The organism is Cetobacterium sp. NK01 (genome assembly GCF_024506395.1).
In the GTDB taxonomy this organism is placed as follows: Bacteria; Fusobacteriota; Fusobacteriia; order Fusobacteriales; family Fusobacteriaceae; genus Cetobacterium_A; species Cetobacterium_A somerae_A.
Genome location: NZ_JANIBO010000005.1, coordinates 1 through 13295, shown reverse-complemented (window position 1 = coordinate 13295; position 13295 = coordinate 1). Strand labels below are relative to the sequence as shown.

Annotated in this window: 13 protein-coding genes and 1 riboswitch; of the genes, 4 read left to right on the top strand and 9 right to left on the bottom strand. The window is 27.9% G+C overall.

The window, feature by feature from the left end; translation table 11 throughout:
* Window positions 1-74: 74 nt before the first annotated feature.
* A complete protein-coding gene (locus NON08_RS13445) occupies window positions 75-1391 on the top strand; it encodes a dihydrolipoyl dehydrogenase family protein (RefSeq protein ID WP_256692132.1) in 1317 nt (438 codons plus the stop codon).
* A 49-nt stretch (window positions 1392-1440) separates the two neighbouring features.
* On the opposite strand, the gene NON08_RS13440 is transcribed toward NON08_RS13445, so the two are convergent.
* The 6 genes from NON08_RS13440 to NON08_RS13415 all read right to left on the bottom strand — a co-directional run bounded on the left by NON08_RS13440 (window position 1441) and on the right by NON08_RS13415 (window position 7396).
* On the bottom strand, window positions 1441-2610 hold the full coding sequence (locus tag NON08_RS13440; protein ID WP_256692131.1) for a M20 family metallopeptidase: 1170 nt from the start codon (window positions 2608-2610) through the stop codon (window positions 1441-1443).
* 43 nt (window positions 2611-2653) lie between these two features.
* The gene (locus tag NON08_RS13435) at window positions 2654-3484 is read right to left on the bottom strand and encodes a MetQ/NlpA family ABC transporter substrate-binding protein (protein WP_023051959.1); all 831 of its coding nucleotides are present in this window, start codon (window positions 3482-3484) and stop codon (window positions 2654-2656) included.
* A gap of 34 nt (window positions 3485-3518) precedes the next feature.
* Window positions 3519-4199 carry a methionine ABC transporter permease gene (locus tag NON08_RS13430; protein WP_023051960.1) on the bottom strand — a complete coding sequence of 227 codons (681 nt, stop codon included), beginning with the start codon at window positions 4197-4199 and terminating at the stop codon, window positions 3519-3521.
* Window positions 4180-5214 carry a methionine ABC transporter ATP-binding protein gene (locus NON08_RS13425; RefSeq protein WP_256692130.1) on the bottom strand — a complete coding sequence of 345 codons (1035 nt, stop codon included), beginning with the start codon at window positions 5212-5214 and terminating at the stop codon, window positions 4180-4182. Before NON08_RS13425 ends, NON08_RS13430 begins: the two co-directional genes overlap by 20 nt.
* A 303-nt stretch (window positions 5215-5517) precedes the next feature.
* Window positions 5518-6081, bottom strand: a complete 564-nt coding sequence (locus tag NON08_RS13420; RefSeq protein WP_023051962.1) for a sugar O-acetyltransferase — start codon at window positions 6079-6081, stop codon at window positions 5518-5520.
* Window positions 6082-6103: 22 nt separating this feature from the next.
* Window positions 6104-7396 (bottom strand): histidine phosphatase family protein, encoded by a 1293-nt coding sequence (locus tag NON08_RS13415; RefSeq protein ID WP_256692129.1) that lies wholly within the window; start codon window positions 7394-7396, stop codon window positions 6104-6106.
* Window positions 7397-7663: 267 nt separating this feature from the next.
* On the opposite strand from NON08_RS13415, the gene NON08_RS13410 reads away from it, so the two are divergent.
* Complete coding sequence (locus tag NON08_RS13410; protein ID WP_256692128.1) at window positions 7664-8530, top strand: ROK family protein; 867 nt, start codon at window positions 7664-7666, stop codon at window positions 8528-8530.
* A 44-nt stretch (window positions 8531-8574) separates the two neighbouring features.
* Here NON08_RS13410 and NON08_RS13405 read toward each other — a convergent pair whose 3' ends face one another.
* Window positions 8575-9867, bottom strand: coding sequence for a PTS sugar transporter subunit IIC (locus tag NON08_RS13405; RefSeq protein WP_256692127.1), 1293 nt, complete (start codon window positions 9865-9867; stop codon window positions 8575-8577).
* A gap of 15 nt (window positions 9868-9882) precedes the next feature.
* Window positions 9883-10497, bottom strand: a complete 615-nt coding sequence (locus NON08_RS13400; RefSeq protein WP_256692126.1) for a hypothetical protein — start codon at window positions 10495-10497, stop codon at window positions 9883-9885.
* 41 nt (window positions 10498-10538) lie between these two features.
* Here NON08_RS13400 and NON08_RS13395 point away from each other — a divergent pair, with 41 nt between their 5' ends.
* Window positions 10539-11189, top strand: a complete 651-nt coding sequence (locus NON08_RS13395; protein WP_256692125.1) for a MurR/RpiR family transcriptional regulator — start codon at window positions 10539-10541, stop codon at window positions 11187-11189.
* A 104-nt stretch (window positions 11190-11293) separates the two neighbouring features.
* Window positions 11294-11391: riboswitch (purine riboswitch) on the top strand.
* Between the two features lie 44 nt (window positions 11392-11435).
* Complete coding sequence (locus tag NON08_RS13390; protein ID WP_256692124.1) at window positions 11436-12854, top strand: amidohydrolase; 1419 nt, start codon at window positions 11436-11438, stop codon at window positions 12852-12854.
* 54 nt (window positions 12855-12908) lie between these two features.
* Here the strand turns inward: NON08_RS13390 and NON08_RS13385 are convergent.
* Window positions 12909-13295, bottom strand: a 387-nt coding sequence (locus tag NON08_RS13385) for a hypothetical protein (protein WP_256692123.1), incomplete at its 5' end; no start/stop codon positions are given.

Below are 13295 nucleotides of genomic sequence, written 5' to 3'. Positions count from 1 at the left end.
ATAACTTATAGATAATATTGCAATTATACGACATTCATAGTATATACTATATTAAAACAATAGAGGAGGTTAGTATGTATGATACAATTGTAATTGGAGGTGGAGCAGGTGGACTTACAACTTCAATTGGTCTTGCTTCTGCTGGAAAAAAGGTTCTTTTAATTGAAAAAGATCACTTAGGTGGAGAATGTACTTGGGGTGGATGTGTTCCATCTAAAAGTTTTATCTCTGCATCTAAAACTGCTTCAACTTTGACAGAAGCTCTAGAAATGGCTCTTAAAAATGTTCATGCTATTGGCGATAGTGAACTCCCTCATATTTCTAACTTCAAAAATATAGATTTTGTAAAAGGTGAAGGAGCTTTTATTGATAAAAATACTATTTTAGTTAATGGACAACAATATATTGGAAAATATATTGTTATTTCTACAGGAAGTTCACCTTTTATTCCTAATATAAAAGGATTAGATAAAGTTAAGTACTTGGCAAATCATAACTTCTTTTATGAAAAAGGTGATTATAAAAGTATTACTTTAATTGGTGCTGGAATAATCTCTTTAGAACTAGCTTTTCCTCTTAAAAAATTAAATATAGATGTAACTATTCTTGAAAAATCCGATATTTTTCTACCTATGATGGAAGCTGAAGTGAGAGATTTTTATCTTGATAAATTAAAAGAAGCAGGAATCAATTTAATATTAAATTGCACATCTATGGAGATTGAAAATACAGATAATAATATTCTAATAAAAACTAATAATGGTGATTTTTTAAGTGAAAAAATATTTATCTCTGCTGGTAGAACTCCAAATATACAGAATCTTAATTTAGATAAAACTAAAATTAAGTATGATACAAAAGGAATTTCTGTAGATGAATTTATGAGAACATCTGAAAAAAATATATTTGCAATTGGTGATATAGCCTCTTCTTTCAAATTTTCACATGTGGCTGGTTACCAAGGAGAAATTGTTGTGAGAAATATTCTTTTCCCATATATTATGAAAAAGATAGATTATTCATTTATTCCTTGGACACTTTTTGGAGATATTGAAGTTTCTAAAGTTGGTTTAAATGAGAAGGATGCTCACAAAAAATATAAAAAAACATATATATATTCTCTAGATTTAAATAATGAGAGAAGTTTAATTACATTTGAAAAAGCATTTTTTCTAAAAATTATTTGTGATAATAGATTTAATATTGTCGGCGCTACATGTATTGGTGAACGGGCTGGTGAAATTATTGGTTTCTTACAACTAATGATTGGAAATAAAGTAAAATTTTATAAAGTTATGAATTCTGTACAAGCATATCCAACATATACGTATTATATTAGAAATTTAGCTAAAAAAGCTTATATTGATTATCTAAGAAGTTTTTTACCTTAAAATTTTAGGGATATTATTAAAATAATAATATCCCTTTTTAATTTTTATTTTATCTTGATAAAAAATTTTCTTTTATATTCTCTAATTTTTCTTTATTTAAAATTAAATCTAACCCTAATAAAGCTAAAGCTTTTCCTCCTAATATAACAGCTTCATCTCCTTTAATAGACCCAGCTGCTTTTGCAAATTCATGGGTATGACCAAAAACATTACAATCACAAATTTTTATATTTGGATGAATTGTTGGTATTATGTGACTCACGTTCCCCACATCAGTTGATCCCATCCCCTTTTTTGAATCTGTAGAAACCTCTACTCCTAATTTTTTCATAGTTTCTACATAAAGTTCATCAAAATATCTCGTTGGTATAAGATTATCAACTCTATTTTGAAAACTAGAAATTTTTACAGTACATCCTGTCATAAGTGCTGCACCATGAGCTATAGCTTCTACTTTTTCTGTAACTTCATCACAACCCTCTTTTGTCGAAGATCTAATATAAAATCTAGCCTTAGTGTAATCTGGAATTATATTTGGTGCATCCCCTCCATGAGTTATTATTCCGTGAATTTTTACATCTGATTTAACATGTTGTCTAAGTGTTGCAATTCCGTTGAAAAAATGTAGTAATGCATCTAAAGCATTTTTACCATTTTCAGGAGAACCTGCAGCATGAGATGATTGCCCAAAGAATTCAAAATCCAAAGGATTTACTGCTAAACTCTTCTTTGTTATTGAATGCTCGCTTCCTGGATGTATTATCATTGCAACATCCACCCCTTCAAAAAGATTTTCACGAACAAAAGAACCCTTAGAACTTCCATTCTCTCCTCCCTCTTCTGAAGGACAACCGTAAACGATAACTTCACCCGAAACATTATCTAATAACTCACCTAAGCCAACTGCTCCAGCAACACTTATTGCTCCTATTATATTATGACCACAAGCATGACCTAGATTTGGAAGTGCATCATATTCAGCTAAAAAAGCTATTTTAGGATACTCTCCATTTTTAGATTGCTTTCTAGCTATAAACCCCGTCTCATGTCCTGCTATATTTCTTTCAACATCAAATCCTTTTTCTTCTAAAAACTTTGTTAATAAATCCGCTGCAAAATACTCTTCGTTTCCAATCTCAGGATTTTGGTGTATTTTTTGACTAAGATCTATAAAAATATCTCTATTACTATCTAAAAAATCTATTATTTTCTTTTCCATCTTATTCCCTCCAAAAGTTATCTAATCTTTTTTAATTTTAACTCTAAAATACAGCTATTGAAGACCCTTTATAATAATCATCTATTATTTTTTTATTTTCAGCAGTTTGATAAACTTCTAAAACTCTTTTTATCTCTGGTTTATTTTGATTATCATCTCTTGAAGCTATTATATTAAAATATGGCTTTAATCTCTCATTTTTAAAATCTTCAATAAAGATTGAATCTACCAATGGTGAATATCCAGCTTGAACAGCAACACCATTATTTATAGCCGCAACATCTACATCTTCTATTGATCTTGGAATTTGAGTTGCTACTAACTCAACTATTTTTATATTCTTTGGATTTTCTATAATGTCTTTAACTCTTGGAAAAGCTCCTGCATCTTTATTTACACTTATAAGCCCTGCATCCTGAAGTAAAAGTAGTGCTCTTCCACCATTTGAGCTGTCATTTGGAATAGCTACTACTGCTCCATCTTTTAACTGAGATAAATCCGTTAATTTTTTAGAATAAATCCCCATTGGAGCTAATACTGTATATCCTAAATTAACTATTGATAACTTATGTTCCTTTTTAAAATTGTCAAAATATATCTCTGTTTGAAATGCATTTATATCTATTTCCTTATCTTGAAGAGCCAAATTTGGTCTTATATAGTCTGCAAAATTTATAAACTTTAGTTCTATATTCTCTTTTGCAAGTTGGTCTCTTACATTTTCCCAGATTACATTTTCATCTCCATTAATTCCTAGTTTTACTACTTTTTTCTCTGTTGTTGAGGAATCATCTGATGAGTTCCCACATCCTAAAAATCCTACTGTTGATAACACCAAAAATATAACTACCTTTAAAATCTTTAATATTTTCATAACTCTTTCCTCCCTATAGTTTTAATTTTTTATTCTAACGTTTTATTTTTTTTAATATTTTTTCTCCCGACCATTGTATAAAAGTTATCAAGCTTACCAAAATTATAATTGTTACTACCATGATATCTGTTTTAAAATGTTGATATCCATATCTAATAGCAAAGTCACCAAGACCGCCACCACCAACTGTTCCTGCTACAGCTGAAAATCCAATTAAACTAACTGTAGTTATAATAAGAGCATAAATAATCTCTGGTAATGCTTCTCTCAATAATACTCTATAAATTATTTCAAACGGAGAAGATCCCATTGCGTAGGCTGCTTCTATTACTCCTGAATCAACACTTAATAATGCCGATTCTATTTGTCTTGCAACAAATGGAGCTGACCCAAATATAAGAGGAACAATTGCTCCTTTTAAACCAATAGTTGTTCCCATAAAAAACCTTGTTACAGGAATTAAAGCTGCCAGTAGAATTACAAATGGAATTGATCTAAAAATATTTATAAATTTTCCTAAAATATTATTAATTAAACTATTTTCCAAAATTCCACCTTTTCTAGTTATAACTAAAACTATTCCCATAATTGTTCCAATTAATGTTGAAACAGTTCCTGCTATAGCAACCATTGTTAGTGTTTCTCCCATGGCACGAACCATTTCGTCTTGATACTTTATTACATTTCCTAAATAACTATATAATTTTTCTTCCATTTTTTAAAACCTCCACATATATTTGATTTTTATTTAAATACTCTATTGAATCTATAATATTTTTTTCATCTCCTCCTAGTTTTATAACTAAGTTTCCAATTGGAGTCTCTTTTATAATCTCTATATTTCCAAATAAAATACTAGCATCAATGTTGTACTCCCTAGAAACTCTTGAAATATAAGCTTCCTCTGTATTATTTCCAACATAAGATAGTTTTATTATTTTTTCATTTTGTTTAACTGCCATATTTTCTAAGTAACTATTTATTTTCTCCGTATTAAAAATAGATGATAAAAATCTCTTTGTTATTGACTCTTTAGGTCTTGAAAAAATATTGATTACATCTCCTGCTTCTTTGATAATACCCTCTTCCATGACAATAACACTATCACAAATTTCTTTTATAACTTCCATTTGATGAGTGATAAGAACTATTGTTACCCCTAATTCTCTATTGATTTTTTTTAGTAATTTTAGAATAGAAACTGTTGTTTCGGGATCTAACGCTGATGTAGCTTCATCACATAAAATCAAATTTGGTCTATTTGCTAAAGCTCTCGCTATTCCTACTCTTTGTTTTTGTCCTCCACTAAGTTGAGATGGATAACTGTATTTTTTATCTTTTAATCCAACTAAATCTAAAAGTTCATCAACTCTTTCTTCTATCTCTTTTTTAGAAAGGCCACTACCTTTAAGAGGGTATGCTATATTTTTAAAAACATTTCTACTTCTCATAAGATTAAAATGTTGAAATATCATTCCTATTTTTTTTCTAGTTTCTCTTAAATCTTTAGATTCTAATTTATTTAAAATAACTCCATCTATTATAATTTCTCCCGAGCTTGGTGTTTCTAAAAGATTTATACATCTAAGTAAAGTACTTTTTCCAGCTCCTGAATATCCTATTATTCCAGTTATCTCTCCTTTCTTAAAATCAAAAGATAACTCTTTTAAAGCTTCAATACTTTGACCTTTATTTTCATAAGTTTTAATAATATTCTTTAGTTGTATCATCTGTTCCTCCTTGTAATATATTATGAATTTTGAAAATTTAATAAAAAAAAGCTTGAGATTTAAAATCCCAAGCTTTATGTTAACAACTTTATTCCTTGGGAGCTTCTCATTTAGTAAAGCAAAAATGAGTTCGTCCCAAAATTAAAAATTAATTTTTGGTTCCAACTCCCATAGGCATCATCATATTCATCATTGTAGTTTTTGATATTAAATTGTATGTCGTCATCTCAACCACTCCTATAAATTTATTTTTAAGTATACTAACATATGAAAATTTTTATGTCAAATTAATTTTTTATTTTTTTATTTAACCTCTATATTTTTTATTATTTTTGCTGGATTTCCACCTATTACAACATTGTCAGGAAAACTTTTCGTAACAACAGATCCTGCAGCTACGACAACATTATTTCCTAAGGTTACTCCTGGAGCTATAACAGATCTTCCTCCTATCCAAACATTATCACCAATTTTTACTGGTTTTCCAAATTCCTTTCCTGAATTTCTTTCCATTGGATCTATTGGATGTGTTGCAGAATAAATATGAACTCCAGGGGCCAGCATAGCATTAGCACCAATTATAATTGGACAAATATCCAAGAGTAAACAATCATAATTTGAATAAAAATTTTCTCCAATTTCAATGTTATACCCATATTCAACTCTAAAATTTGATTCAATATGTAAATCCTTTCCTGTTTTTCCTAAAAAGCTTTGAATCATTTTTTTTCTTAAATCATAGTTTGTATCATCTGTTAAATTATATTCTCTACAAAATCTCTTAGCAGCCTCTTTATCTTTCACCAACTGTTCATCATTAGGATTATACATTTCCCCAGCTATCATTTTTTCTCTTTCAGTTCTCATACCTCTCCCCTTTTTCTATATTCTATGATGCTTTAAAATACTTAACTTCATCGATTATTGTATCATATTTTTTTATCTTTAAATCATTTATTACTTTCTCATAATATTTTCTTACATCATCCCATTTATAATATGGTTTCATATTGCTTTCTATAGGAAAATTAATCTCCTTTTCATTGTAAAGCATTTTTACTAAAATATCATTTTTTTCATTTTTATAAAAAATCCACTGAATATTAACTCCCATTGGAGAAACTTCATAATCTTTCCAAATATTTTCAACGTTATTTAAATCATTAGTTTGCTTTGATGCAAAATCAATTTTTAATAAACTTGCAAAAGGGACCACTGTTTCTGCGTGAGCAAATCTTAAATTTGCTGCTATATTTTCATTCTTAATAGCATTTTTTGATGTTGACAAAAAATCTTCTAAAAGAGCAAAAGAAATATCCATTGGTAAATTTTGTCCTACACTACTTGGTCCTTTTTCTAAATACATTGATAAATTTTTATTAGCCCAAAAATATTTTAATTCTTCCTGTGTAAAGTATTTACTTAACCCTACATTTTCTCCTATATCATATTGATTTGTATATAACCCATATAAATCTGTAGTAAATTTCAAACTATTTTTAGCACTTAACATATCTTTACTCTTAAAAATTCTATTAGTTATTTCAAGATATATTTTACTTCTATTTTGAAAACTATTTAACATAGTTTTCCAATCTCCATTTTCTTTAAATTCTATATATTCAAGGTTTAAATCAAAAAATCTTAAAATTGGATCTGCTTTTTCATTTATTTTTGTTTTTACATTATCTTCTGAAATATTCTCTTTAAATGTTTTCAAAAATTCATTCATACTTTCTTGAGTTCTTTTTACATAAGTTGCTTCAGCTAAAATTTCTCTATTTTCTTTAAATACTTGAGGATAATTTTTATACATCCTCTTTCCTATTCCAAACTCCATATCCTTCCCTATTTGAGATAAAAGACCATATTTTTCCTCTTCAGAATTTTTCAATTGTAAAACATCTTTTAATAACTCCTCACCTAAAGGTGTTAGCTCTTTTCTCTCACTAGCTTCTATTAATTCATTAAGAATTTTATCTATAGATTTAGAACTACTCAAATATCTTGCTCCATGTCTTCCTAAGTGATTTATGTAGAATGGTATAAATCCCTCTGGTACTTTTGTATAATTTTCATCTACTTTTACATAAAGAGTCTGACTTCCTAAAAAATTATTATCTTGTGCAAAATTAGATAAATACATCAATAAAAACAAAAAAAGATATTTTATTATTTTCATAATTTCTCCTCCCATATTAATAAATTCATTTATCAACTATTCAACCTCTTTACACTTTTTCTTTCTAAAAATTCAAATTCTATTTTTTGAATTTTAAAAATATTGTATTTCTTCAAAAGTAGAAATTAATTTTTTATAAAAAATAGAGAAGAAGCCTTTATTTAAACTCTCTACCTAAATAAAAACAACTTAGGTATTGAAATTAAAAGTAAAATATTGTTTACTATACCTAAGATAGAATTTTATAAATTTTAATTGGAGGATTTTATGAAACTAGGAGCTATTGAAGCTGGAGGAACAAAATTTGTTTGTGGAATTGCTGATGAAGATGGTAATATTTTAGAAAGAGTTAATTTTCCTACTGAAACACCTGAAATCACTTTACAAAAAGTTTATGATTTTTTTAAAAATAAGGGAGTTGAGGCTATTGGAGTTGGCTCGTTTGGTCCAATTGATCCAAATCCAAATTCTGAAACTTATGGATATATAACTAAAACTCCTAAAAAATATTGGAGTGACTTCAATTTAATTGGTGAATTGCAAAGAAATTTAAATATTCCCATGGCTTTTGATACGGATGTTAATGGTGCAGCATTAGGAGAAGCTACTTGGGGAGCTGCAAAAGGCTTAAAAAATTGTCTTTATCTTACTATTGGAACAGGGATTGGTGGTGGAGCATTAGTTTCAGGAAAATTAGTGCATGGAATGCTTCATCCTGAGATGGGACATATTTTTGTTAGAAGACATGAAAGTGATTCATATATTGGAAAATGTCCATTCCATAAAGATTGTTTTGAAGGATTAGCCTCTGGTCCAGCGATTGAAGAAAGATGGGGTATAAAAGCTTATGAGCTTCCTGCTGACCATAAAGCTTGGGAACTTGAAGCATACTATATTGCTCAAGCTCTTGTAAATTATATTTTAACTATTTCACCAGAAAAAATAATTCTTGGTGGTGGAGTTATGAAACAATCTCAATTATTCCCTCTAATTAGAAGAAATGTAAAAGAGATGTTAAATAATTATGTTCAGACTAAAGAAATTTTAGATAATATTGATGATTATATTGTTTATCCAGGTCTTGGAGACAATGCTGGATTATTAGGTTGTATAGCTCTTGCATTAAATATATAATAATTGTAAAAAATCTCAATCTTTTTAGATTGAGATTTTTTTATTTATATAGAATTTTCAATTTCTAACATATGCTTTTCATGGATTTTAAAGAATGGATAATAGATTACAATACTTAATCCAGCTATAAATATTGTAAATATTAAATTTCTTATATCCATAGATGATAGATATCCTTGTATAAAAAATGGTGCAAATGATGGATCTACTATGTAACCCATAGATATTAGATCTATTTTTTGAGCAACATAAGTTAATGATAAACTAACTATTGGCATAAATAAAAATGGAATAGCCAGTATTGGATTTAATATAATTGGTGTCCCAAAAATTACTGGTTCATTTATTCCACAAATTCCTGGAATAAACGATAATTTTCCTATTGATTTAAGTTGTTGAGATCTGCTTCTCATCATAAGAATAACTAATCCTATTGTATTTCCTGCTCCACCTAATATTGCCACTCTAAACATCTGCAAATTCATAAGCATTTGAGGTTCTTGTCCAGATTTTATTAGTTCTGCATTGATTCCTGTATTTGCAATTCCTAGAGAAAATACAAGAGGAAAAATTATTGATGTTCCATTTATTCCAAACAACCATAATAGATTTCCAAAAACAACAATTGCAACATAACCCCATATATTATTTCCAATTGTTAATGCTGGTGTCAATATCAGCATTATTAAACTTGGAATATCTTTTCCTGTATATACAAAAATTACAATGCTTAAACCATAAATTATAATTATATTCACTAATAATGGAATTAATGCATTCATAAAAGATAGGACTGCTGGTGGAATATGTTCACCCTTAAACTTCCAATCTAATTTTTCAATAAGCATTGTTATTTCAACTGTTAAAAGACTTAAAATAATTGCAATGAATAATCCATCAGCACCTAAATAAGTCATTACGATAGAATTATTTTCAATTGGTGCAGCTACTAGTAAAAATATAATCATTGATATTAAACCTGATGTTGACTTATTAAGATTATAGTTTCCTGATAATGCATAAGCTATAGTAAATGATGTCATTAACCCTACTATTCCCATTGTAAAATTAAAGGGCTTTGTCAATATTGCATAATTTTCTATAGCAAATTTTTTCCAATTTAACATAAACTTTAAAATTATATTCTGTGTTTCAGGATTTACTAAATTTACATTTATCGGTGGATTAGCTACTATTAAGAATAATGACCCTACAACAATTAAAGAAAGTGTCATCATCATTCCTGTTGAAATTGCAGCTAAATGTTTTTGATTACCAATCTTATCCCCTATAGGTAAGAGTACTTTTTCTAATTTATTTAAAAATTTATTCTCCATTTTTCCCCCAAACTCTTATTCTTGCCACGGATTATATTTAAATGCTGATACTACTACTTTTTTAGGGTCATACTTCTTTAAAATTTCATTATATTGTTCTTTATAATCGTTATCTACTTCTTTCTGTGGAATAACCATACTAGCTTCATTTAAAAAGTGGAAAGAATCTCTTCCCATTTCTGCTCCTCTAGTTGTATGCTTATCTAAAGCATAATCAGGTATCTCTGGAACATATCCCATTGCAAATCCTTTAATAACAATATTTTTTAATAAATCACTTGATCTGTCTTTTTCACAATTACAAAGATATCTAATTGCATGAATAAAAAATATTGGTCTATCTCCATCTGCATAAGCATACTCTTTTCTCATTTCTTTTAAGTTATTTATCAAAATAGCTGCCATTGGATCTCCCATTCCAATATCTTCAACAGAAATTGCAACCAATCTTCTCCATAATTTTTCTTCCATTTGTGGAGAAGTTATATACATCTCATAAGCAAATTCGCATGCTGCTTCAACTTTACCTCTTCTTATTGATTTTTGAAGAGCTGAAATAACCTCATCTCCTATTAATCCATTTCTTGTTGTTACTCTTGCCCAAGGGTCTTGTAAAAATTTCTTTTCCATTTTTTCTCCTTTATGATATATAATATTATTGGTGATTATTAATGATTAATGTAAATTATATTTGTAAAAAACACAAACTATCAACTTTAGAAAAAAGTATCTTAGAGTTTATAGTTGAAAACATTCAAAACAAAAAGAAAATTTCTATTAGAAATGTAGCTATAGAGAACTTTACTTCTACATCTGTTATTTATAAATGCATGAATAAAATTGGGTATACAAGTTATTCTAATTTTATCTATTTTTTAAAAACAAATCATAGCTCTTTAATTTCTAAGGGATATTCTTTTGAAGAAAATGAATCATTTAAAAAAGCAATTACTTTATTTAAAGAAAATAAAGATAAACTTTTTATGTTTACATCTACTGGAATAGCAAATAATATATCTTCTTATATGAATGAGCGATTAGCACTTATTGGAATTAGAGGTATTTCTAATGGACACATACAATTACTTGAAACATCTTTTGCAAAAGATGTTATCTTAATCACTCTTTCTCAATCTGGTGAAACTGAATCTGTTATTGATATTCTTAAGATAGCCAATAAAAATAAAATAAAAAGCATAAGTTTTATTGGAAAAAAAGATACTACAGTAGAATCTCTTTCTAATATAAATCTTGTATCAAATAACGATATTTTTTTTGCTGATGTTATAACTATCTTTGAAGAAATCTTGAAAAGAATATAATCTTTTTTATAATAAAAGTCAATGACTCTGAGCTATTAAAAAAAATGTTATGAAAAATAAAAAAATGTTTTCTCTTTAATCTTTAAATAAAATGTGATAAAATTCTCTTAGAAAAATATAAAACTTATATATATTTGGAATATGGCCAAAAGTTTCTACACCAAACCGTAAATTTGGTACTATAAGTGAAAGTTAACTAAAAACAGTGAGCTTTTGCTTACTGTTTATTTTTTTAGGGAGGATTTTGTGAAAAATTATTTGAAAAATACTATCTTACTGGGATCATTATTTTTACTTGGCTGCAGTTCTTTAAGCGAAAAAAAGGAAAATGCAAGTATCATTATTAAAAATGGTACAATTTTAACTATGAATACTAATAATAGTGTTATAAATAATGGAGTGGTTATAATTAGAGATAACAAAATTATTTCTGTTGGAAATGAAGAGCTTTTGAAAAGTTATTCTGCTAAAAAAATAATAGATGCTCAAGAAGGTATAATTATGCCTGGTATGATAAATACACATAACCATCTTCCTATGATTGCTTTTAGAGGTCTTGGCGAAGAAGGAATAAAAAATAGATTATTCGCTTACTTTTTCCCATTAGAAGGAGAGAAACTAAATAGAGATTTAATTTATAAAGCTACTATTCATGGAACTATTGATATGGCACTCTCTGGAGTTACAACATATGCTGATATGTATTATCATATGGATGAAATGGCCAAAGCCACTAAAGCTGTTGGAATTAGAGGAGTGCTTGGCGAAACTGTTATTAAATTCCCTGTAGTTGATGCCAAAGAACCTTATGGTGGTATCGAATATGCTGTTAATTTTATTGAAGAATACAAAAATGATGATTTAATTATCCCTGCTTTCGGTCCTCATGCCCCTTATACTGTTTCTAAAGAAAAAATGCAGGAAATAAACAAACTTTCTAAAAAATATAATGTCCCTATTATGATTCATGTAGGAGAGTTTGATGATGAAGATAAAAGGTTAAATTTGAAAAATAAATCTGTTATTGAATATATGGATTCTATTGGAGTTTTAAATAATAGAGTTTTATTAGCTCATGCTATACACTTAAATAAAAAAGATTTGGATATAATCAAAGAAAGAGATGCATCTATTGCTTATAATCCTATGGCTAATGCAAAAGGAGCAACAGGAATAGCAAGCGCTTATGAAATGTTAAATAAAAATATAAAAGTTGGACTTGGAACTGATGGGCCTATGAGTTCTAATCAAGTAGACCTTTTTAGAACTTTAAGTTATGCCTCTTCTATGCAAAGATTAAAGTATAATGATAGAACTATTATGACTCCAGATGTTGTTGTTAAAATGGCTACAATTGGTGGAGCTCAAGCTTTAAATCTAGATAAAAAAATTGGATCAATTGAACCTGGTAAATTAGCTGATATTATTATAATCGAAACTAAATCACCTAACATGATGCCTAACTATGATCCTTTTGCTACTCTTGTTTTCCAAGCTAACTCATCTAATGTAGATACAACAATTGTTAATGGTAAAATAGTTGTAGAAAATAAAAAATTAAAAACATATGATATTGAAAAAAATAGAACACAAATGAAAGAGATTGAAAAGGATATTGCTGAATTTGCTAAAGAACTAGCTCAAAAAGCTAAAAATATAAAATAATATATTTAATTTATTATTCAATTCTAAAAAAGACTCCTATAAAAGAGTCTTTTTTTATTTTGATATCTTATAAATAAAATTTTTAACTTTCTCTTCTAAAATTTCTACAACTATTCTTTTTTCTTCATAAGTATCTGTAGGATATTCATCCATAGCAAAATCAAATGTTTCTTTTGCTAAGACTAAAGGACACTCTATTCCACAGCCCATTTTAACTAAATAATCAATTTCTTTAGGTAGTTGATCTAAAGAATGAGGCTTATATCCTTTCATAGATAAATTCTTGTCTTCCATTATTTTAGCGCCCTCTTCATTTACTTTATCAGCTGGAAATGTTCCTGCACTCACAACAATAAAGTCATTCGTCAATTCTTTTGCAAACCTTTCACAAATTATACTTCTAAAAGAATTACCTTTACATACAAAAGCTATTGTTTTCAT

Coding starts and splice junctions, on each gene's coding strand:
- NON08_RS13400 (WP_256692126.1), bottom strand. CDS start 10,497: ATGGAAAAGAAATTTTTACAAGACCCTTGGGCAAGAGTAACAACAAGA.
- NON08_RS13410 (WP_256692128.1), top strand. CDS start 7,664: ATGAAACTAGGAGCTATTGAAGCTGGAGGAACAAAATTTGTTTGTGGA.
- NON08_RS13430 (WP_023051960.1), bottom strand. CDS start 4,199: ATGGAAGAAAAATTATATAGTTATTTAGGAAATGTAATAAAGTATCAA.
- NON08_RS13415 (WP_256692129.1), bottom strand. CDS start 7,396: ATGAAAATAATAAAATATCTTTTTTTGTTTTTATTGATGTATTTATCT.
- NON08_RS13445 (WP_256692132.1), top strand. CDS start 75: ATGTATGATACAATTGTAATTGGAGGTGGAGCAGGTGGACTTACAACT.
- NON08_RS13395 (WP_256692125.1), top strand. CDS start 10,539: ATGATTAATGTAAATTATATTTGTAAAAAACACAAACTATCAACTTTA.
- NON08_RS13435 (WP_023051959.1), bottom strand. CDS start 3,484: ATGAAAATATTAAAGATTTTAAAGGTAGTTATATTTTTGGTGTTATCA.
- NON08_RS13420 (WP_023051962.1), bottom strand. CDS start 6,081: ATGAGAACTGAAAGAGAAAAAATGATAGCTGGGGAAATGTATAATCCT.
- NON08_RS13405 (WP_256692127.1), bottom strand. CDS start 9,867: ATGGAGAATAAATTTTTAAATAAATTAGAAAAAGTACTCTTACCTATA.
- NON08_RS13425 (WP_256692130.1), bottom strand. CDS start 5,214: ATGATACAACTAAAGAATATTATTAAAACTTATGAAAATAAAGGTCAA.
- NON08_RS13440 (WP_256692131.1), bottom strand. CDS start 2,610: ATGGAAAAGAAAATAATAGATTTTTTAGATAGTAATAGAGATATTTTT.